At 67.6% G+C, this 21,791-nt stretch carries 18 protein-coding genes; 4 read left to right on the forward strand and 14 right to left on the reverse strand.

Annotation, left to right across the window (positions count from 1 at the left end; genetic code table 11):
- Positions 1-31: 31 nt before the first annotated feature.
- Positions 32-1,285, reverse strand: coding sequence for an EAL domain-containing protein (locus ACFOOL_RS11955; protein WP_380097308.1), 1,254 nt, complete (start codon positions 1,283-1,285; stop codon positions 32-34).
- A gap of 98 nt (positions 1,286-1,383) precedes the next feature.
- Positions 1,384-2,604 (reverse strand): ROK family transcriptional regulator, encoded by a 1,221-nt coding sequence (locus ACFOOL_RS11960; RefSeq protein WP_380097310.1) that lies wholly within the window; start codon positions 2,602-2,604, stop codon positions 1,384-1,386.
- Between the two features lie 122 nt (positions 2,605-2,726).
- On the opposite strand from ACFOOL_RS11960, the gene ACFOOL_RS11965 reads away from it, so the two are divergent.
- On the forward strand, positions 2,727-4,157 hold the full coding sequence (locus tag ACFOOL_RS11965; protein WP_380097311.1) for a sigma 54-interacting transcriptional regulator: 1,431 nt from the start codon (positions 2,727-2,729) through the stop codon (positions 4,155-4,157).
- Between the two features lie 101 nt (positions 4,158-4,258).
- Here ACFOOL_RS11965 and ACFOOL_RS11970 read toward each other — a convergent pair whose 3' ends face one another.
- From ACFOOL_RS11970 to ACFOOL_RS11980, 3 genes are all read right to left on the reverse strand, one after another.
- Positions 4,259-5,227 carry a DMT family transporter gene (locus tag ACFOOL_RS11970; RefSeq protein ID WP_380097312.1) on the reverse strand — a complete coding sequence of 323 codons (969 nt, stop codon included), beginning with the start codon at positions 5,225-5,227 and terminating at the stop codon, positions 4,259-4,261.
- 113 nt (positions 5,228-5,340) lie between these two features.
- On the reverse strand, positions 5,341-5,535 hold the full coding sequence (locus tag ACFOOL_RS11975; RefSeq protein WP_380097315.1) for a hypothetical protein: 195 nt from the start codon (positions 5,533-5,535) through the stop codon (positions 5,341-5,343).
- Positions 5,536-5,621: 86 nt separating this feature from the next.
- Positions 5,622-6,026, reverse strand: coding sequence for a DUF427 domain-containing protein (locus tag ACFOOL_RS11980; protein WP_380097316.1), 405 nt, complete (start codon positions 6,024-6,026; stop codon positions 5,622-5,624).
- Positions 6,027-6,165: 139 nt separating this feature from the next.
- Here ACFOOL_RS11980 and ACFOOL_RS11985 point away from each other — a divergent pair, with 139 nt between their 5' ends.
- On the forward strand, positions 6,166-6,456 hold the full coding sequence (locus ACFOOL_RS11985) for a co-chaperone GroES (RefSeq protein WP_380097317.1): 291 nt from the start codon (positions 6,166-6,168) through the stop codon (positions 6,454-6,456).
- 57 nt (positions 6,457-6,513) lie between these two features.
- Positions 6,514-8,154, forward strand: coding sequence for a chaperonin GroEL (gene groL / locus ACFOOL_RS11990; RefSeq protein ID WP_380097318.1), 1,641 nt, complete (start codon positions 6,514-6,516; stop codon positions 8,152-8,154).
- Positions 8,155-8,438: 284 nt separating this feature from the next.
- Here the strand turns inward: groL and ACFOOL_RS11995 are convergent, their stop codons facing one another.
- From ACFOOL_RS11995 to ACFOOL_RS12035, 9 genes are all read right to left on the reverse strand, one after another.
- Complete coding sequence (locus ACFOOL_RS11995; protein ID WP_380097319.1) at positions 8,439-9,557, reverse strand: anhydro-N-acetylmuramic acid kinase; 1,119 nt, start codon at positions 9,555-9,557, stop codon at positions 8,439-8,441.
- 10 nt (positions 9,558-9,567) lie between these two features.
- Positions 9,568-10,569, reverse strand: coding sequence for a serine hydrolase domain-containing protein (locus ACFOOL_RS12000; protein ID WP_380097320.1), 1,002 nt, complete (start codon positions 10,567-10,569; stop codon positions 9,568-9,570).
- Positions 10,566-12,296 (reverse strand): ABC transporter ATP-binding protein, encoded by a 1,731-nt coding sequence (locus ACFOOL_RS12005; RefSeq protein ID WP_380097321.1) that lies wholly within the window; start codon positions 12,294-12,296, stop codon positions 10,566-10,568. Before ACFOOL_RS12005 ends, ACFOOL_RS12000 begins: the two co-directional genes overlap by 4 nt.
- Positions 12,293-13,132, reverse strand: coding sequence for an ABC transporter permease (locus tag ACFOOL_RS12010; RefSeq protein WP_380097322.1), 840 nt, complete (start codon positions 13,130-13,132; stop codon positions 12,293-12,295). The genes ACFOOL_RS12005 and ACFOOL_RS12010 overlap by 4 nt, the downstream gene beginning before the upstream one ends.
- On the reverse strand, positions 13,132-14,091 hold the full coding sequence (locus ACFOOL_RS12015) for an ABC transporter permease (RefSeq protein WP_380097323.1): 960 nt from the start codon (positions 14,089-14,091) through the stop codon (positions 13,132-13,134). Before ACFOOL_RS12015 ends, ACFOOL_RS12010 begins: the two co-directional genes overlap by 1 nt.
- Before the next feature lie 95 nt (positions 14,092-14,186).
- Positions 14,187-15,704 carry an ABC transporter substrate-binding protein gene (locus ACFOOL_RS12020; protein WP_380097324.1) on the reverse strand — a complete coding sequence of 506 codons (1,518 nt, stop codon included), beginning with the start codon at positions 15,702-15,704 and terminating at the stop codon, positions 14,187-14,189.
- 165 nt (positions 15,705-15,869) lie between these two features.
- Positions 15,870-16,733, reverse strand: a complete 864-nt coding sequence (locus tag ACFOOL_RS12025; RefSeq protein ID WP_380097325.1) for a DMT family transporter — start codon at positions 16,731-16,733, stop codon at positions 15,870-15,872.
- Position 16,734: 1 nt separating this feature from the next.
- Positions 16,735-19,095, reverse strand: coding sequence for a PIG-L family deacetylase (locus ACFOOL_RS12030; protein WP_380097327.1), 2,361 nt, complete (start codon positions 19,093-19,095; stop codon positions 16,735-16,737).
- 26 nt (positions 19,096-19,121) lie between these two features.
- The gene (locus ACFOOL_RS12035) at positions 19,122-20,345 is read right to left on the reverse strand and encodes an ROK family protein (RefSeq protein WP_380097330.1); all 1,224 of its coding nucleotides are present in this window, start codon (positions 20,343-20,345) and stop codon (positions 19,122-19,124) included.
- Positions 20,346-20,544: 199 nt separating this feature from the next.
- Between ACFOOL_RS12035 and ACFOOL_RS12040 the strand changes: the two genes are divergently transcribed.
- Positions 20,545-21,783: an extracellular solute-binding protein gene (locus ACFOOL_RS12040; RefSeq protein ID WP_380097332.1), complete on the forward strand. Its 1,239-nt coding sequence runs from the start codon at positions 20,545-20,547 to the stop codon at positions 21,781-21,783.
- Positions 21,784-21,791: the final 8 nt, after the last annotated feature.

Here is a 21,791-nt window from a genome sequence, read left to right on the forward strand (position 1 = left end):
ATGGTTCCTCAGCGAAAGGGGGCGTGCATGCCTATGTGGCACTTTGCCGGCGCGGATCAAGCGAAAACCGGCCCGAAGCGGCGGCGCGGGGCGGCTCCACCGCCAGATCGGCGCGCACGGGTCCGGCCGGGGCGATATGGTCGCCCTGCACCAGCACGATGGCATTGTCGAGCAGTTCGACGATCTGGCGCTCCTCGGCGATGCCGGTGGCCAGCAGCGACACCTCGAAGCGCGCCAGATAGCTGGCGATGTCGGAAATGTGGAAATCGGTGAAGGCTTCGGGGGCGGCGAGGAAACGGGCGGCGTCGACCCGCAGCGACTGCACGCCCATGGCGGCGAATTCGGCCACGTCCACCCGCAGCGAGCTCATATCGGCGATGGAAAAGCCGGCGCCCTTGCGCGCGGCCTGCTCGACAATGCCCCGTTCGCGGGAGGAAAGGGCCAGCCAGTCCGCCTCGGGTACGCGGAACACCAGCGCTCCGGCGATGGCGCGGTTGGCATCGAGCGTCACGAGGAACTGCTCGGCGGCGGCCGCCTCGCCCAGGGTGGCGCGCGAGAGCGGCACCCCCAGCATGGCCGGCTGGCCGCCCGCGCGCGACCGGCGGGCGATGGCCACCGCTTCGAGCAGGCCCATGCCCTCGATCCGGCCCACCATTTCCGTCCCGCCCCGGCGCGGCATGAAATCGGGCGCATCGGCGAAATCGCCCTCCCCGAGCAGGAGCCGGGGCACCAGATCATAGCTGGCAGGGCGGCGCTGGGGCAGGCGCACCACCGGGCGGATATGATGCATCAGGCGGTTTTCAGCCAAAGCCTGCCGCAGTGTTTCGAGCGGAATGGCCGGCTCGGGCGGCACGGCAGCAGGGACAGTGGCAGTGGCGCGTTCCGCCGTCATGGCCGGGCGCCGGGCCGGACGCTCCACCTTGTCCTCGATTTCGGCCACCGCCTCGGCCACCTGGCGGATGACGGTGCCGAGCACGGAAATATCGGCCTCCACCGTTTCCAGCCGCTTTCCGGGCTCGAGATCGGCGATGGCGTTGATGCGCTGGCCGAGCACGGCGCCGGCCTGGGCGTCGGTGGCGAGCAGGCGCGACAGGTCCTCGATGGCGCGCTCGAGCCGGTTTTCGGCGCGGATGCGCAGGCGGCGCTCCATCAGCACCACGCCGACGGCGGCGAACACGATCGCCACCAGAATCGCATTGGCCGGCGTGAAGGTGAGGCCGAAATAGGCCAGCGCCCCCAATCCGGCCGCCGCGGCGGCGATGAACGAATAGACCAATGCCTGCACGGGCGGACCTGCAACCCCCTCGGATGCGCCGGGATTCGGCTCTTTTTCATAGCACCCCGCCGGAAGCGGCAAAAGCGCCGCGCCGGCTCTGTCCCAGCCTATTTGGCCGGTTCGGGCGCGAACAATTCCCAGGCGCGGGAAAAATGCCGCCGGAACAGCACTAGCTGCGCCGCCCCGGAGACGGCGGCGGAATAGCCCGCCCGGCCCGCCGCCACGCGCGGCCGGCCCGGCGCCAGCGCCGGGAGCGCCTCGAGATGGCGGTCGGTGCTGTCCAGCACGCGGCCCAGCACGGGCTCGGGCAGGACGCCGTTGATGAGGGCGGTATCGATCTCGATCACCGCCGCGGTGCTGGCGATGGCCTGGGCGAGGGCATGGCCGGCATCCTCGACCCAGGGCGCCGCATGGGGCTCGAGCGCCGCCCAGTCCCATTGCCGGGGCAGGCCCGGCGGACGGGCGAGCCCCGCCGCCTCGAGCCGGCGCCCGAGGGCATGCAGCGAGGCCAGCAGGTGGACGTGGCCGGGACGGCCGGCGCGGTCGTGCACGACGATGGCCCCCAGATCGGCGGCATTGCCGTGCGGCCCCTCGAGCAGGGCGCCGCCGGTGACGATGCCCCCGCCCACGAAGGTGCCGATGAAGAAGGCCGCCAGCCCCGAGGGGCGCGGCCGGGGAAAGCGGACGATCTCGCACCAGGCGGCGGCGCTGCCGTCATTGATCCAGAAGGCCGGCAGGCCGGCATCGGCGCCGATGCGCCCGGCGATATCGATGCGGCCCCAGGCGGCGATCTGCGCGGGAGAGGCGCCCAGCCGCCCGAGCAGGGGCCCGAACCGGCCGGGCGTCGTCACCCCGATGCCGGCCAGGCGCCCGCGCTGGAGGGGGGTGAGCCCCGAGACCAGCGTGGCGATTTCCGCCGCGATCCGCTCGAAGATCGTCTCGGGATCGGGGAAATCGAGGGGGTGGCGCACCGATGCCAGGGGCTGACCGGCGATGTTCTGGAGCAGGACCTCGAAATGATTCCAGCCGATCTCGACGCCGAAGGAATAGGCGCCATGGGGATTGAGGCGGTAGGGCGTGGCCGGCTGGCCGCGCCGCCCCCGCAGCACGTCGCCGCGCACCACCAGGTCCCTTTCCTCCAGCTCGGACAGGATGCGCGCCGTGGTCTGCGGCCCGAGGCCGGAGCGGCGCGCGATATCGGCGTTGGAGACGCCGGGAAGTCCGGCGATCAGGGAGAGAACGGCCCGCTTATTGGCGACCCGGACGCCCGATTGCGCGATGCCGCGCACGATGGGCTCGAAGACGTCCTGTTCGATTTTGGTACGCATGGCATCGAGATAAACGTGGTTTGGGCGGAAGGTGCAAGAACGGATTATTTACCCTAATCCGAAACAATCCCGACAAGAACGAGAACGGCCCGGCTGCGGGCGAAAATCGGGGTTTGACGCGCATGACGACGACGACGGGAAGCGACAATGCGCTCAGCGGCCGGCTTCTCCTGATCGACAGCGATAGCGGATGCGCCCGGCGCACCGGCGAGTCCCTGGCCGAGGCCCTGCTGGTGGCGCCCCGGGTGAGCTTTGCCGATTCGGGTCACGACGCGGCCGACATGCTGCGCCGGATGCGCTTCGACATCGTCATCGCCGATCTGTCGAGCCTTGCCGACCTGGCGCCACGCACCGAGGACGCGGTCGGGCGGCTGGTGCGGCTGGCCGAGGGGGCCCTGGTGCTGGCCCTGGCCGACAGCGGCAAGGTCAGCGCGGCGCTCGACGCCATGCGGGCCGGCGCCCACGATTATGTGGCCAAGCCGGTGAGCGGCGCGGCGCTGGCCGGGCGCATCGGCGAATTGGCGCAGCGCCATGGCCGCCCGCGCTGCCTCGGCGCCGAAACCGGGCCGGACGCGGCATTGGCCGATTATGCCGGCTTCGTGGGCGCCTCGAGCGCCATGCAGTTTCTCTACGAGCAGATCGGGCGGGTCGCCGCCTCCTCGGCGCCGGTCTTCATCACCGGGGAAAGCGGCACGGGCAAGGATGTGTGCGCCGAGGCGCTGCACGAAAAGGGTCCCCGCGCCGACAAACGTTTCGTCGCCATCAATTGCGCCGCCATTCCGCGCGACCTCATGGAAAGCGAGTTGTTCGGAGTGGTACGCGGCGCCTTCACCGGCGCGCATGAGGACCGCCGGGGCGCGGCCGAGTTGGCCGATGGCGGCACGCTGTTCCTCGACGAGGTCGGGGAAATGGATCTGTCGCTGCAATCCAAGCTGCTGCGCTTCCTCCAGACCGGCTCGATCTCCCGGGTCGGGGAGACCGCGATTCGCAAGATCGACGTGCGGGTGATCTGCGCCACCAACCGCAATCCGATGCAGATGATCGCCGACCGGCAGTTCCGCGAGGACCTGTTCTACCGGCTGCACGTGCTGCCTATTCACCTGCCGCCGCTGCGCCAGCGCCCCAGCGACGTCATGGTGCTGGCGCGGCATTTCCTCGCCGGCTACGCCCGGGAGGAGCACAAGCGCTTCGCCGGCTTTTCCCACGACGCGGCCCAGCAGCTCACCGCCGCTGACTGGCCGGGCAATGTGCGGCAGCTACAGAACCTCATCCGCCGCATGGTGGTGATGTTCGACGGCGGGGAGATCACTTCCGCCATGCTGGCCGCCGCCGACATCGAATCGCGCGCCACCGCCCCGGCGCCGGTCGAAGCCCCCCGCATCGACAGCCGCCGCGCCGTGCTGCCCATGTGGCGGCAGGAGCAGCGCATCATCGAGGACGCCATCGCCGCTTTCGGCGGCAATATCTCCATGGCCGCCGCCGCGCTGGAGATCAGCCCCTCCACCATTTACCGCAAGCGCCAGGGCTGGGCGGAAATGGCCGCCACGGGATAATTCGCCGAGGGGTTTCTCCTCCCTCCACTACCCCAACGCTGCCCTCGGTTGGAGAACAGCCCGATGGGGACGGCATGGAGGGAAGCACACGCCTCCTACGATCAGGGGGTGCTGGCTTCGCGGGCGCGGCTGTGGTCGAGGCCGAGCCAGCGTTCGCGCAGGATGACGGCGATGCCCGAGGCGACGATGATGAGGGCGCCGGCCAGCATGGCGACGGTGGGTATGTCGGCGAAGATGACGAAGCCGATGACGATGGTCAGGATCAGCGAGACATATTCGAACGGGGCGATGACCGACATATCGGCATAGCGGTAGCACGAGGTCAGCAGCAACTGGCCGATGCCGCCGACGAAGCCGGCCCCGATCAGCAGCGCCAGTTGTCCCGGCGTCGGCATGACCCAGCCGAAAGGCAGGGTGAGCAGGCTCAGCACGCTGCCGGTGACGAAGAAATAGATCACGATGGTCTCGGTGCGCTCGGTCTGCACCAGGGTGCGCACCTGCAGCATGGCGAAGGCGGACAGCACCGCCCCGCCCAGCGCCGCCAGCGCGCCGATGGCTTCGGCGTCGCCCATGCTGGCGCCGCCGGTGAACACCGTCAGGCGCGGCCAGAGGATGATCAGCACCCCCACCATCCCCACCAGCACGGTGGTCCAGCGGAAGATATAGACCCGCTCGCGCAGCAGCAGGGCCGAAAGGATGACGATGATGAGCGGGGAGGCGTAGCCGATGGCGGTGGCCTCGGGCAGCGGCAGCCGCGTCAGCGCGAAAAAACCCAGGCTCATGGAGGCGACGCCGATCAGCCCGCGCAGCACGTGGCCCAGCGGCCGGCTGGTGTGGAAGGCACTGGCCAGCTTGCCCTTCCAGGCCAGATAGGCGAGCACCGGGAACAGGGCGAAGAAGGCGCGGAAGAACACCATCTGGCCCGAGGGGACGGTCTCGGTGGCCTTGAGCATGGTGGCCATGATCACGAAAAAGCAGACCGAGACGATCTTCAGCAGGATGCCGCGAAGGGGGTCGCTTTTCCCCAGGGCGTGGGGCGCGATGTCGGGCTCTGCTGCGGAGGAAGTCACGTCTGTCCTATTCCGGGGTCGGAACGCCGTGCGTCCGGGGACGCGGCGTTCGATTTATTCTGGTCGCGCCGTTTCCCGCGGGGGCCCGGCCTGCGGCCCGCCGCGCGACGCGCTTATTTCCCCGAGGCGGCTTCCAGCTTTTCCTTGGCGATGCGGGCCGTCGCGAAGGCCTTGTGCTCGGGTCCGACGGCGCTGCCGGTCTTGACCACCTTGCCGGTGGAATCATGAATCTCCCAATGCCAGTTGGCGTTGGGACCGACACCGCCGGTGCGGCGCAATTTGATTTCGAGGGAAGAATTTTCGGTCATGAGAATGTTATGGCCCAGACTCGGTGCGGGGGGAAGGGGGCTTGTCCGCCCGGCCGGCGATTGGGCCGGAAAGCGGCCGCGGAAACCTAGACCTCGGTGACCTCGATGCCGATGCGCTCGCCGGCGAAGGTGAGCATATCGCGGATGGGGGCGTAGGGGCCATCGGCATAGGGGTAGTACCAGGCCTCGTCGGCGCCGTCGGCGGTGAGGGTCTTGATGGTGTAGAAATGGGCGACCCCCGGCCCGGCATCCTCGCGCGTGGTCTCGGAGGCCTCCAATATGCCGGGGTGGACATCCTCGAGCGGCAGGAAGATCAGCGGTGCCCCGCCCTGCCGCTCCAGCCGCAGCGCCTTGAGGGAACTGGCGATTTCGGCGTCGTCGAAGATCACGTGCACCCGGCCGGATACGGGGGTTACGGCGTCGGGGCGGCTTGCGCTGTCGGCCATGATCGGCACCTCGCTGGAGAACAGGACGTCAGGCGCTAAACGCACGGGAAAAAACTTCGGTTCACCGCCCTTGACTCTTATTCGGGCCGATCCCTATATCCGCCAGTGCTTGTTAGCACTCGCTATACATGAGTGCTAACGACACCTGAATTTTGCATTAGAGATGATGCCAGAAGGAGCAATCATGGGCTTCCGTCCCCTGCACGACCGTGTGGTCGTCCGTCGCGTAGACAGTGAAGAAAAGACCAAGGGCGGGATCATCATCCCCGATACCGCCAAGGAAAAGCCCTCCGAGGGCGTGATCGTTTCCGTGGGCCCCGGCGCCCGCGACGAGAGCGGCAAAATCGTCGCCCTCGACGTCAAGGCCGGCGATCGCGTGCTGTTCGGCAAGTGGAGCGGCACCGAGGTCAAGCTCGATGGCGAGGACCTCATCATCATGAAGGAAAGCGACATCATGGGCGTGATCGAGGCCTGAGCGGTCTCTCGCGCCCTTTTTCGTCCCATCAACCCCCGAATTTTCAAGGAGCCATAAATGGCCGCCAAGGAAGTCAAATTCTCCGCCGAAGCCCGCGAAAAGATGCTGCGGGGCGTCAACGTCCTCGCCAATGCGGTAAAGGTGACGCTGGGCCCCAAGGGCCGCAACGTGGTCATCGAGAAGTCGTTCGGCGCTCCGCGCATCACCAAGGACGGCGTGTCGGTCGCCAAGGAGATCGAGCTGGAAGACAAGCTCGAGAACCTGGGCGCGCAGCTGCTGCGCTCGGTCGCCTCCAAGACCAATGACGTCGCCGGCGACGGCACCACCACCGCCACCGTTCTGGGTCAGGCCATCGTCGTCGAGGGCGTCAAGGCCGTCGCCGCCGGCTTCAACCCGATGGACCTGAAGCGCGGCATCGACCTGGCCGTGTCCGAGGTCGTGGAAAGCCTGCGCGCCTCCTCCAAGAACATCACCTCCTCCTCCGAAGTCGCCCAGGTCGGCACCATCTCGGCCAATGGCGAGAAGGAAATCGGCGACATGATCGCCGAGGCGATGCAGAAGGTGGGCAATGAGGGTGTCATCACCGTCGAGGAAGCCAAGACCGCCGAGACCGAGCTCGACGTGGTCGAGGGCATGCAGTTCGACCGCGGCTATCTCTCGCCCTATTTCGTGACCAATGCCGAGAAGATGACCGCCACCCTCGAGGACCCGGTCATCCTGCTGCACGAAAAGAAGCTGTCCAACCTGCAGGCCATCCTGCCGATCCTGGAGAGCGTCGTTCAGTCCCAGCGTCCGCTGCTGATCATCGCCGAGGACATCGAGGGCGAAGCCCTGGCCACGCTCGTGGTCAACCGCCTGCGCGGCGGCCTCAAGGTCGCGGCCGTCAAGGCTCCGGGCTTCGGCGATCGCCGCAAGGCCATGCTGGAAGACATCGCCATCCTGACCGGCGGCCAGGTGATTTCGGAAGAGCTCGGCATCAAGCTCGAGAACGTGACCCTCGACATGCTGGGCACCGCCAAGCGCGTCGAGATCACCAAGGAAAACACCACCATCGTCGATGGCGCCGGCTCGACCGACGACATCCAGGGCCGCGTCGGCCAGATCAAGGCGCAGATCGAGGAAACCACCTCGGACTATGACCGCGAGAAGCTCCAGGAGCGCCTGGCCAAGCTGGCCGGCGGCGTCGCCGTGATCCGCGTCGGCGGCTCCACCGAAGTGGAGGTCAAGGAGCGCAAGGACCGCGTCGACGACGCGCTCAACGCGACCCGCGCCGCCGTCGAGGAAGGCATCGTGCCGGGTGGCGGTGTCGCCCTGCTGCGTGCCGCTGCCGCCATCAAGTCCAAGGGCATCAACGCCGACCAGGATGCCGGCATCGCCATCGTGCGCCGCGCTCTGCAGGAGCCGGTGCGCACCATCGCCAACAATGCCGGCGCCGAAGGCTCGGTCGTGGTGGGCAAGATCCTCGAGAACGACTCGGCGACCTTCGGCTACAACGCCGCCACCGACGAATATGGCGATCTGGTCTCGCTGGGCGTCATCGACCCGGTCAAGGTCGTGCGCCATGCCCTGCAGGACGCCGCTTCGGTCGCCTCGCTGCTGATCACCACCGAGGCCACCATCGTCGAGGCCCCCAAGGAAGCCGCTCCGGCCATGCCGGCCGGCGGTGGCATGGGCGGCATGGGCGGCATGGACTTCTAAGAAGTCCCGTCACCTTTCGCGGAAAGCCCCGGTGGAAACACCGGGGCTTTTTCGTTGCGGCGCAAGCCTGCCGCATCGAGGCCCTTCCTGCCCCGCCTTGTGGTCAGGCAGGTCTAGAAGCTTTCATGTTTTGACGGAATCGGCGACCAGCGCTCCCTCCCCCTTGAGGGGAGGGTTGGGGAGGGGGTGGGGTTGGCGGATCACCGAAGGACCCCCACCCCCGACCCCTCCCCTCAAGGGGGAGGGGAGCAAGAAAGCGCTGATCCACTTGACAGTGAAAGGCTCTAGGCGCCTACACGCTTCCCGCCCGTCATCGGCTGCGGCGCGCCGGTCGTGGTAGGAAAACTGATCGGCAGCCCGCGCAATGCCCGCGCCGCCAGGAAGCCGAAGCATTCCGCCTCGATGGCATCGCCGCGCCAGCCGACACTGTCGGCATCCACCACCGCCACGCCGGCCCGCTGCGCCAGCATCGCCATCAGCGTGGGATTGTGCCGCCCGCCGCCGGATACGATCAGCTTCCGGGGCCGGACCGGCAACAGGTCTAGCGCCTTGCCCACGGCACTGGCGGTAAAGGCGGTCAGCGTCGCCGCACCGGTCGCATCGTCGAGCCCATCCGCCATGCTGGCCGGGAAGTCGAAGCGGTCGAGCGATTTGGGATAGGCGGCCCTGAGATAAGGATGCTCGAGCAGCTTGCGCAGCCGTTCCTCGTCCACCTTGCCGGTAGCGGCGAGCGCACCATTGCGGTCCATCTCCCCTAGGCCCCTGGCCTTGACGAAATCGTTGATCGGCGCATTGGCCGGGCCGGTATCGAAGGCAATCAGCTTTTCGGCGCCGTCCCAATAGGTCACATTGGCCACGCCGCCCAGATTGAGCACGGCGATCTCGCCATCCGTACCGAGCTTGCGCAGCAACGCCTGATGGTAGGAGGCCGCCAGCGGCGCCCCCTGCCCGCCGGCGCGGACATCGGCGGTACGGAAATCGTAGACGACTTCAGTGCCGAGCATCTTCTGCATCAACACTCCGTCGCCGAGTTGCCGCGTGTCGCCGATCCGGCCGGCCTGCGGCGCCCGGTGCAGCACCGTCTGGCCATGGAATCCCACCACGCCGATATCGCTCATGCGCATGCCCGCTTCCGCGACGAAGCCGAGCACCGCCTCCGCTTGCGCCCGCGTCAGCGCCGCTTCGGCCCGGGCGAAGATTTCCGGCTCCACCGCACCGAAATTCCATTGGCGCGCCGCCGCCAACGCTTCTTCCAGCAGCGCCCGCACCTGCATGCTGTAAGGCGCCAGCGTATAGGGCCCGAAGCTCTCGATGCTCTCCCCATCGGTGCGGACCATGGCAATGTCGATATTGCCGTCCAGCACGGTCCCGGTCATCAGCCCGATGGTCCAGATCGGCTCCATTCTCACGTCCTCAATTGCTGTTGATGCAGTCGCCGATGGCGCGGCGCAGGGCAAAGATGCCGCTGTCGAAATGCCGGGTCGGATGAACCCGGTTGGTCAGCAGCGTCCAGGCATGGCCCTTGTCGAAATCGATCCACAGCCCCGTTCCGGTGAAACCGGTGTGGCCGATCGTGCCGGGCGAGCAGAGCTCGCCGCCCGACCAGCCCTCATAGGGCTTTTCCCAGCCATGGGTACGCCGTCCGCTCAGCGCCTTGCGCATGAGTGCGGTGCCGGCATCGCCCGATGCGTCCGCGTCGAGGGTGCGTTGCGCAAAATCCAGAACCGCCGCAGCGGTGCCGAACAGCCCGGCATGCCCCGCGCCTTGCAGCGCCGCGCAGTTCTCGTCATGCACTTCGCCGCACAGCACCCGGCCCCGCCAGGGGTCGTTTTCCGTTGCCGCCGCCTGGGCGGGGTCGGCGCTCCAGGCAAAGCCCGGCATCGGCTCGAGCTGCCGGATCGCCTTGCCTTCGAGCCGCTCGATGGCGATGCCGAGCAGGATGAAATTGAGATCGGAATAGACCGCCGGGCCGGCCGGCCAGTCCCGCTGCAGCACGAAATGGCGCAATCGGCCGGGATCGTCGCCATAGGTGTAAAGCGGAAACACGCCCGGCAGGGGCGTCTGATGCCCAAGGCATTGCCGGAAGGTGATCTTCCGCTGCCAATTGTCCGCATTATATTGCATGAAATCGGGAATAGCGCTGATCAGCGGCGCATCGAGATCGATCCGGCCGACTTCCGCCAGTTGCAGAATTTTCGGCGTCGTGAACAATATCTTGGTCAGCGAGGCCAGGTCGAACCAGGTATTCTCCTGCATCGGCCGCGACACCGGCACCTGCTGCGCCTCGCCCACCGCCCGCGTCAGCCGCATCCCCGACCGAGCGACCAGGCCCAGCACCCCGCCGGGAATTTTCCTGGCCGCGACCGAGGCCTCCAGCAGCGCGAAGGCGCGCTCGAACCCTGCCTCTGAACTCATGATTTTTCCACTCTTACAAGATGGTCTTCGCCCGCCTCCCGCCATTGCGGCGCCGGCGGCTCGAACCCTTTGGGCCTGATCAGCGACGGCACCGGCGTGGTGTCGACATCATAACGCTGCCGCCGCCTCTCGATCCCCGGCACCGCCGCGATCAGGCGTTTCGTATAGCTGTGCTGCGGGCGGGACAGCACCGCCCCGGCGGCGCCGATCTCCACCACCTCGCCGGCATACATCACCGCCACGCGGTGGGCGATGCGCTCCACCACCGCCATGTCGTGCGAGATGAAAAGATAGGCGAGGCCGAATTCGCGCTGGAGATCGACGAGCAGGTCGAGCACCCGCGCCTGCACCGAGACGTCCAGCGCCGACACCGCCTCGTCCAGCACCACCACGTCGGGATTGAGCATCAGCGCCCGGGCGATACAGAGCCGCTGCCGCTGCCCACCCGAGAACTGGTGCGGATAGCGGTCCAGCGCCGCTTCAGTCAGCTCCACCCGGGTCAGCAATTGCACCATGCGCCGGCGCAGCGGCGCATCCACGCGCAGCCCCGCGGCAATCGCCGGTTCGGCCAGCAGGCTGGCGACATCCAGACGCGGATTGAGCGAGGCAAAGGGATCCTGGAATACCATCTGCACCGGGCGCCCCTGCCGCCCCGGCGCCGTCCTGATCGTCCCCCGCGTCGCCGGAACCAGCCCGAGAATGGCGCGTGCCGTGGTCGACTTGCCCGAGCCGCTTTCCCCTACGATGGCCAGGGTCTGCCCCGCCGCAAGCTCAAAGCCCACCCCCTCGACGGCATGAATGGCGCCGGCACCGCGCGAGAACCAGCCGCCGCCGATGGGAAACCGCACCACCAGGTCTTCGACCGAAACCACCGGCCCGTCCGTGCTTTTTCCATCGCTATCGGTTCGCACCGCCCGCCCGCCGGTAAAATGCGGCACGGCGCCGAGCAGGTGCTTCGTATAGTCGTGCCGGGGCGCATCGAGCACGGCGTCGAGCCGCCCCTGCTCCACCACGCTGCCATTCTGCATCACCATGATGCTGTCGGCGATGCCGGCGACCAGCCCGATATCGTGGGTGATGAAGATCATCGCCATGCCGGTCTCGGCCTTCAGCTCCGCCAGCAGCGCCATGATCTGCGCCTGCACGGTCACGTCGAGCGCCGTGGTCGGCTCGTCGGCGATCAGCAGGCGCGGATTGCCGGCTAGGGCCATGGCGATCATCACGCGCTGGCGCATGCCGCCCGACAATTGGTGCGGATAATATTTCATCCGCTGCGCCGCGTCGGGGATGCGCACCCGCTCCAGCGCCTCGCGCGCGGCGCTCCGTGCCGCCTGGCCCTCGAGGCCGCGATTGAGCCGGAAGGCCTCTTCGATCTGCGCGCCGATCTTATGGACCGGGTTGAGCGACGTCATCGGCTCCTGGAAGATCATGCCGATCTCCCGTCCGCGCATGCCGACCAGGGCCCGCTCGTCGGCCCGGGCCAGGTCCAGCACCGAGCCATCCGGCCGTGTCCAGTTCATGGTGCCGCCGATGATGCGGCCGCCACCGAAATCCACCAGCCGGTTGATCGAGAGCGCCGTGACCGACTTGCCCGAACCGCTCTCGCCCACCAGCGCCAGGGTTTCACCCGGCGCCAGGTCGAAGCCGACGCCCTCGACCACCGGGTTGCGCGCCCCGTCCGGCCCGAAGCCGACCGCCAGGTCGCGTACGGAAAGCAGTGTGCTCATGCCGTCCTCCGCTGGGTGCGGGGATCGAGAATGTCGCGCAGCGCGTCGCCGAAGAGATTGAAGCCCAGAATGCCCAGCATGATGGTCAGGCCCGGAAAGACCAGCAGCCAGGGCGCCTGCTGCATGAGATTGCGCGCCTCGCTCATCATCAGCCCCAGCGAGGGGGCCGGCGGCTGCGTGCCGAGCCCGAGAAAGCTCAGGCCCGCCTCCGTAAGCAGGGCCCAGGCCAGCGCCAGGGTGATCTGCACCGTCAGCGGCGCCACCAGATTGAGCAGCAGGTGCCGGCTGAGGATATAGCGCTGCGAACTGCCGAAGGTGCGGGCCGCGTCGACGAAGTCGCGGCGCTTGAGCGACAGGGTCGGCCCCCGCACCACGCGGGCGAAGATGGGCGTATAGACGGTGGCGATGGCAAAGACGCTGGTAAAGGTGCCGGGTCCGGCAATGGCGATGATCAGCAGCGCCAGCAGAATGGCCGGAAAGGCCAGCAGCACGTCCATCGAGCGCATGAACACGCCGTCGAGCCATCCGCCCCACCAGCCGGCCAGCAGGCCGATTACGGTTCCGAACAGGCTTGCCAGCCCCACCGAGGCGAAGGCGATGAGGAAGGATTGACCGATGCCGACCATCAGCCGGCTCGCCGTGTCGCGCCCGAAAAGATCGGTGCCCATCAGATAGGTGGCGCTCGGCCCCTTGAGCCGGTCGACGCGGAATTGCTGCAACGGGTCGTGCGGCGTGAGACCCAGCGCCCCGCACAGGGCCAGCACCACGTAGATCGCGATGATGGCCGCGCCGATGCGGCCGGTGGGATGGGCGACGATCGCCTTCAGGATCCGCATCAGCGCGCTCCCAGCCGGATGCGCGGATCGAGCGCGGCATAGGCGAGGTCGACCAGCAGATTGACGATGAGGAAGTTGAAGGCGATGAACAGCACGCAGCCCTGCACCAGCGCGTAGTCGCGCTGGCCGATGGCCTCCAGCGTCAGCCGCCCCAGTCCCGGCAGGGCGAAGATCTGCTCGACGATCACCGCCCCGCCCAGAAGATAGCCGAACTCCACCCCGCTCAGCGTCACCACCGGAATGAGCGCATTGGGAAGGGCATGGCGCCAGACCACGCTGCGCGCCGAAGCCCCCTTGGCGCGGGCGGTGCGGATATAGTCGTCGCTGAGCACGTCGAGCATGGACGAGCGCGCGATGCGCGTCACCGAGGCGGCAAAGGCGAAGCCCAGGGTGATGGCGGGGAAGATCAATTGCCCCAGATTGGCCAGCGGGTCGGACCAGAGCGGCACGAAGCTGCCCATGGCAGGGATGAAGCCGAAATAGACCGAGAGCACATAGATGATGACGAGGCCGATGACGAAGCCGGGAGTCGACTGGCCCAGCATGGCCACGATCCGCACCCCCACATCGGCCGGCCGCTCGCTGCGCGTCGCCGCCAGCACCCCGGCGGGAATGCCGGCGCCCAGGGCGATGATCATGGAGAGCAGCGCCAGCTCCAGCGTCAGCGGAAAGCGCTCGAGAATGATGGCGAGGACCGGCCTGCCATGGGTCACGGAGAGCCCCAGGTCGCCCTGCAGGACGCCCCACAGCCAGCGCCCATATTGGATCAATACCGGCTGGTCGATGCCGAAATAGGCGGCGAGCACCGCGCGTTGCGTCGGCGTCAGCAGGCCCGCTTCCGTGCCCAGCATGGCGGTGATCGCATCACCCGGAATGAGCCGGATGGAAAAGAAGACCAGCAGCGAAACGCCGAGCAGGATCAGCGGAAAGGTCAGCAGCCGCCGCGCCAGATAATTCATGACCGCAATCCATGGAGAAGCCGGATGTCTCCCGGCCGGTCATGGGCCGCGGAGACGAGAAGGGGCGGGCCATGACGGCCCGCCCGGGAAAGGCCCTATTGGCCCAGCGTGACCTTGGTGAGGCCGAACAGCGTGCCGGTGGCCGAGGGCTCGAACCCGGACAGCGTCTTGAGCTGGGCGGTATAGGTGTTGGAGGTCGAAAGCCAGATCCAGGGCGAAAGCTCGGTCACCCGCGCCTCGAACTTCTGGAAGATTTCCTTGCGCTTTTCGACGTCGTTTTCCTCGCGGCCCTGGTTGAGCAGGCTGTCGAGCTCGTCATCGACGAAATTCGACACCTTCTGCAGGTTGCCGTCCCTGGTGAAATAGCGATTGTACATCGGATAGGGATCGGCGCGGCCGCCATTCTGGGCCACCGCCATGTCGAAGTCGCCGGCCAGCCAGCGGTCGACATAGACGTTGAGCTCCATGAGCTCGATCTCGAGCGTGATGCCGATTTCCGCCAGTTGGCTCTGCAGCACCTGTGCCTCGGCCGAGGCGACCGGCGGCTCGCCGGTGGCGGCGATGACCTTGGCGGTGAAGCCGTCAACGCCCGATTCCGCCATCAGCGCCTTGGCCTTTTCCAGGTCCTGCTCATAGCAGAACAGCGTCGCCGGATCGCTGGCATAGACCGGCATGGTCAACGGGCCGGTCACCTTGCCCTCGCCCACCAGGGCCGTGTCGAGCACGTCCTGCCGGTCGACGGCGCAGGACATGGCCTGGCGCACCTTGAGATTGTCCATCGGCGGGCGCGCGGGATTGAGCTGCAGCACGTTATAGGCCAGACCCGGCACCGCATTGAGCTGCAGATTGGGCTCATTGGGAACCAGCGTGGCCACCAGCGGATCGTTGATCAGCGCGAAATCGGTCTGGCCGGCGCGCAGCGAGGCCAGGATCGCGGTTTCGTCCGGCAGCACCGAAATGGTGATGCCGTCATAGGCGATCTCGCCGCCGGCCCAATGCGGGTTGACGCTCAGTTCCTCACGGGAATTGGGCTCCCAGGAATCGAGCACGAACGGGCCCGAACCGAGCGTGACGGTGCCCACCGAGCCATCGGCGATGGCCTTGGCCGGCACCACCGCCGCGTTGATCGACGCCATGGCGACGAGCAGCGGCGCGTCGGGCTGCGACAGGTTGAACACCACCGTCGTCGCGTCCGGCGCATCGATGGAAGCGATGGACAGGAAGTTCGAGCGGGCGGCCGCGCCGGTCGCCTCGTCGAGCAGGCGCTCGAAGGAGGCCTTGACGTCTTCCGCGGTCACGCTCGCGCCATCGCTGAACCTGGCGTCGGGGTCGAGCTTGAAGGTCAGGGTCAGGCCGTCATCGGAAAAGCTCCAGCTTTCGGCGATGGCCGGCACCACGTCCAGGGCGGCGTCGTGCCGCACCAGCGGCTCATAGATGAGCTCGAGCAGGCGAATCGAGGAAAACGCCGGCTGGGTATGGGGATCGAGGCCGGTGGCGTCCTGCGACCAGGCCATGCGCAGGTTTGCGGCCTGAACCGGCAGGGCCATGGCGGCCGTGGCCAGCAGGGCCGCCGTCAGACCGGCGAAAGCGGTCCGGGTGAGCTTCTTGTGCATTCCAACTCCCTTGGGGTGCCTGTCTCTCGGCGCCGGGCCGCACCACAATGGCCGTCAGCGCGATGGGCCGCCATCCATCGGGGACAGGTAGCAGCCGTTCCCGGCAGATTAGGGGCGTTCACCCGGCCTTGTCGAGAGTGGTATCTCATTGGTCCGCAGTTGATGTCAGATTGGTGGGCGCGGCCGGTCCAGTCGCGACGTCAGGATCAGGGCGAAAATGATGATGACGATACCCAGCGCCGTGCTCCAGGCCGGGACCTCGTCGAAAGCCAGATAGCCGGCAAGGCTGGCCAGCACGATCGAAAGATAGCCGAGCGGCGCCAGCACATTGGCGGGGCTCGATTGATAGGCGCGCAGGTAGCAATATTGCCCGATCTGCGCCAGGACGCCGATGGCAAGCAGCAACGGCCAGTCGCCCCGCGCCACCTCCTGCCAGGCGAGGCCCGCCGGAATGGCCGTGAAGACGGTGAGGCCCACCGTGTAGAAAACCATGAGCACCGTGGTGCTCTCGTTCTTGAGCGCCCGCGTCTGCACCGTCGCCAGCGACCCGAACAATACCGCGGCCAGTGCCGCGACGATGCCGACGCTCCAGGCCACTTCGCCCGGCGCGACCATTATCAGCACGCCCGCAAAGCCGATCCCCGCCCCGACCCAGCGCCACGGCCCGGACCGCTCGCCCAGCAGCCAGCTCGCCAGCGCCAGCACCACCAGCGGCCGCATGAAGCCGATGGCATTGACCAGTGCCAGCGGCAGCGCCGTCAGTGCCGCGAAATTGGCGTTGAGCGCTGCCGTGTTGCAGAAGACGCGAAAGGCATGGCGCCCCCAATGCCGCGTCCGCCGCAGGGCGTCGCGATGCCGCCAGGCCAGGGGCAGCACGCTCACCAGCCCGATGAGCGAGCGGATGAACACCATTTGCACGGCCGGATAGGACGCGCCGCCCAGCTTGACCAGAACGGTCATCACCGTCACCAGCGCCATATCCGCCATGAGCCAGGCCATGCCGGCGCGCGGCGAATCGGAAGGCGGCATGTCAGGCCGGCTGCAACAGGTTCGCCATCAGGCGGAAGGCCCCCGGCACCATCCTGTCGAGCTGGTGATGCAGCACGAGGCTGGTATGGGTATGGCGCCCCTTGCCGATCTCCGCCGAAATCAGCGCGCCCTGGAGCGGCTTTTCGCCTTCGTCGTTCATGGCCAGCAGCGGTTCATAGGCAGCGTCCCATTCCGAGGCGAAATAGAGCCCGCGTTCCTTGTCCCAGCCATCGAAATCCGCCGCGCCGATCCGGTTCGGCCCGGCCAGCAGCGGGTGATCCGGGGCCAGCAAGGTCACCGGTGCGGCCGGATTGGTCACGCGCCAGCGCAGCGAGGGCGAACCGATGACCACCTTCTGCGGCGGGGTCTGCTCGGCGACCCATTTGTCGGTTGGCCGGTGATAGAGCGTCACCAGATGCCCGCCATTCCGCACCCATCGATGCAACCGCTCATTGGCCGCCTGCAGGTCCGGTCGCGTGCCATAGGCGAAAATGCCGACGATTATGGTGTCGAGCCCGGAAATATCCCCGGCCAGCGCCGTTTCATCGAGCATGACGGGATCGGCCCCCATCCGCTCGAGCCACAGCCCGACACGGTCGCTGCCGCCGCCGATATAGCCCGCCCGCGCCTCGGGCAGCGCCAGGTCCAGCGCCAGCACATCGAGCGTCAGAGGGCGCACGAACCTGGTGCGTCCGATATGGGGATAGGCGATGGGGCTGGTCGAATAGGCCTCCACGCCATCCACCTTGAGCGGCAATTGATAACGCCCCGGGGCCAGGTCGTTGCCGACAGCCAGCTCGGCGCCCTCGCCATCCATGACCACTGCGAGCCCGGGCACGCCGGCGATCTGCGTGTGCTCGATCGCCGCGGCCGGCTTGATCGCGATCCGGCGGCGCTCATCGCTCGGCAGCTTCAGGATCAGCGCATCGGGCGAGATCGCCAGGCTATGCGCCGGCGACACCTGCACCGCTTCCTCGACATCCACGAAGAAGCGCAGGACATCCCCAGCCATGCCCGCTTCCACCAGCACCGAAACGGCGCCATTGCCGCCCAGGCTCGACCAGGCCGGCGCGAAGGCATTGCCAATCGCCGCGTCGGCTTTGGCGCGCAGCGGCAGGACCGTCCGGACCTCATTGCAGGCCTGCGCCGCCACCGGCGCGAAATCGCCGCTAAGCTGCGGCGTCACCGTGATGCTCTCGGCCAGGCCGCGCTCGACCTCGACCACGAGGTCGACCTGCCCTCTCGGCACGATATCCGCCGACGACACGCTCGCCTGCACGCTGATGCCGGCCGCCAGCGCCATGGCCGCATCGATCTCGGCCAGCTTGCGCTCGATGCGATGGCCATGGCCCGCGCGCTCGCTCTCGCTCAGTTTCGCCGCCCGCAGCGCCGTCTTCGCATCGCGCAGCGCGTCCAGAACCGCGTCGCGCGCCGGAAAGGCCGCCAAGGCCCGCTCGATGGCAGCATCGGCAGCCGCGAGCTCGCCCGCCGCGCCGCAATCGGCCAGCCGCGTGGGCAGGCCCTCGAAGATGCTCGCCTCCGCCCCGCCGCCGACGAGATGCAGCGGCCATTCCCTGCTGCCCCCGACATGCCAATGCCCCATATTCTGGCTGGCGTGAAAGGCCCGCGATACCTCGCCAAGCCGGTGGAACGGAAGCCCGGTGGCAAAATCGTCGCCCCCGGCCACGATCCGCACCGTCTCGGGCGGGGGCGGCACCTCGTCGTCGTAATAGCCATTGTCGCCGCCGGACCAGGCCGGCAGGTAGAACTTGCTCACCCGCCAGGGGGCCAGCCCTTCCCGCGCATGTTCGGGGAAGGCGGCGGGGTCGGCCGCCAGCGCCAGGGCCGCCTCGGCGGCCCGGGTCATGGCCCGGTGGTGGCCATGCTGGCCCGGCACGTCGAGGAAGGTCGGGATCACGATGTCGGGGCGAAACTGCCGATAGGCGCGCACCAGCCGCTCGAGGGTCCGCTCCTCGCCCCAGCGCGCCAGGGTGTCGGGACCGGATTTGGAAAAGCCGAAATCATGCACCGGATCGTCCGGGCCATGGCCCAGCCAGGCAATGTCGGCATCGATCACCCGCGCCGCTTCTTCCATCTCGCGCGAGCGCAGGACGCCCAGCGCGCCGCCCCGTTCCGGCCCGAGCGTGTTTTGTCCACCCTCGCCGCGCGTCGAGCAGGCCACGACGATGCGTGCCCCCATCTCATGGCGCAGCGCCGCCAGCATGTCGTTGTGCTCGTCGTCCGGATGTGCACCGCTATTCATCACCGTGACGCTGGAACGCAGCCGCGTCAGCGCGCGATGGAAGGCGACGAGGTGGGGCATGGCGGCCAGGCGGCGCAGGCGTTCGCGATCAGTCAGCATAGAACCATCCAGACGATGTTGGCGCGTCAGCCGGTCGGGTCGGCGACGCTGAGATGGGGGGAAACGGTATCGAGCAGCGGCAGGGCCGCCGCTCCCAGAGCGGCGGTAAGCCGCCCGGTCTGGCCCCGCAGGACGCGCGGCAGCGAGCGCTGCCGCCGCGTCGCCACGGAAACCGGCAGCGGATCGAGCGCGGCGATGACGGCTTCGAGCACGGAATCGGGCAACCCGCCGCCAAAGATCACCGTCTCGGGATCGAAGATGTTTTCCAGCATCGCCACGGTCGGCGCCAGGTAGTCGGCGGCCATGCCGATCCACTCCGCCAGGGTCGGATCGCCGGCGTCGTGCAGGCGCTGGATGTCCTCGACATTGGCGACATAGGTGCCGGCCATGGCCAGGCGTTCACGCAGCGCGAAGACCGAAACGAACCGCTCCAGCGCCCCGGCGGGTCCGTAGATTCCCCGCCGCTTGCGCGGCACCAGACCCACATGGCCGATTTCGCCGGCATTGCCGAAGGCGCCGCGCAGCGGACGTCCATCCTGGATAACGCCCAGCCCCAGCCCCACGCCAAAATACAGATAGCAGAAGCTGCCCAATTGCCGGCCGGCACCATAGAGGCGCTCGCCGACCACGGCGGCCGTGGCGTCGTTCTCCACCACCACATATTGGCCGGTGGCCCTGGAGAACAGCGGCGCCGGCTCCACGCCCGTCCAGCCCGGCAGCGTCGCCGGCCCGACCGAGCTCATGCCTTCGACCTCGAACGGACCCGGCATCACCACGCCGACGCCGAGCAGCCTGCCGCCGCCCGAACCCAGCCCGGCCTGCAGGCGGCCGACTTCCCTGGCCACGAGATCGGGGACGATATCGGGCCCCGGCTCGGCCAGGGGCACGATGGATTGGCCGCGAACCCCGCCGGACAGGTCGAGAAGCACCGTCACCATGTGATCGGCGGCGATTTCCACACCCGCGGTCACCGGTCCGTCGGGATTGACCGCAAACTGGATCGGCGGCTGGCCGCGCCCCGAGCGCAGCCGGCCGAGCTGGATCAGCAATCCCTCTTCGAGCAGTTCCTCGACGATATTGGCGACGGCCTGCGGCGTGAGCTGCGCCCGGCGCGCAATTTCGGTGCGCCCCAGATGCTCGTTGAGCCGGATGACTTCGAGGACCACGCGGCGATTATGCGCGCGGTTGCGCTCGGGATTGGACCCGATGGCAACCCGCTGGCGCAGGTTTTTCTTGCCGCGACTATTCACTATTTCCCGTCCCCTCTCGCTGCGCTGCTAGCACGAGATCGCCATTTCAGACTAGCTGCGGATCACAATAACTCAAGTAGATTATTTTATTGACAAGCGCGTATCACATAGCCGACGCTGCGGTCGGATTGGCGGACTTGCGCCATTCTCGCACCAGAGAGGGCTGTCGACGCGATCGGCGGTCAAACGGAGGATATTGATGTTCACCAAGGCAAAAATCGCCGGGCTCGCGGCCGGTGTCAGCTTCCTGGCGCTGGGCTCCGCCCAGGCCGTTGAAATCGAATACTGGCAATATGTCTTCGACAGCCGCGTCCAGGCCATGGACAAGCTGATCGAGAATTTTGAAGCTGCCAATCCCGGCATCACCGTCAAGCACACCACCTTCCCCTATGCCGACTACCAGACGCGCGTCGTCGCTGCCAAGGTCGCCGGCCAGGGCCCGGACGTCGTGCAGCTATTCTACGGATGGCTCGACAACTTCGTCGCCGGCGGTCTCATCCAGCCGCTCGACCCGGCCGTGTTCCCGCATGCCGAGATCGAGTCCGACTTCTTCCCGATCGTTTCGGCCATGAAGCGCGGCGAAGACTATTACGGCCTGCCCACCGCCGTGCGCTCGCTGGCCCTGTTCTACAACAAGGCCATCTTCGAGGAAGCCGGCATCGAGCCTCCCGCCAACCTGGAAGAATTCCTGGCCGCTGCCGAAGCCACCACCAAGCGCGACGGTTCGGGCAACATCACCACGGCCGGCGTCACTCTGGACATGGCCGGCCAGGATCACCACTGGTGGCGCGAGGTCCTGGTCCGCCAGAACGGCGGCGAGCCCTACGACGCCGAAGGCAATGTCGCCTACGACAGCGAAGCGGGCGCTGCCGCGCTGAAGTTCTACACCGATCTCCAGACCGAGCATAATGTCGGCCTGATGGGCTTCATGGACGAAGGCCAGGCCGCGTTCCGCGCCGGCATGGCCGCCATGACCATCGACGGCACCTTCCGCCTCGGCGCCTTCGCCTCGAACCCGTTCGAATGGGGCGTGGTGGAGCTGCCGGCCGATGCCGAGGGCATGCGCTCGAACTATGCGAGCTATTTCGCCAACGCCATCGGCGCCACCGCCCAGGGCGAGGAGCTCGAAGCGGCCCAGAAGTTCCTGACCTATATCTCCTCGGCCGAAGCGATGGACATCTGGCTCGACACCGTCGGTGAACTGCCGGCCCGCCGCGACGTGGCCCTGACCGAAGAGAACCTGGCCGACCCGATCCTGGCGCCGTTCCTGAAGGGCCTGGAATACGCGCACACTACCAAGTTCCTGGATGAGGCCGGCCAGCGCCAGACCGCCATCGACATGGTGAACCGCGTCCTGCTCGAAGGTCAGTCGATCGAGGATTCGCTCAAGCAGGCCGCCGAGGCCGAGCAGGCGATCATCGACGACGCCACCGAGTAAATCTGAAC

Source organism: Devosia honganensis, assembly GCF_042648785.1.
Lineage (GTDB): Bacteria > Pseudomonadota > Alphaproteobacteria > Rhizobiales > Devosiaceae > Devosia > Devosia honganensis.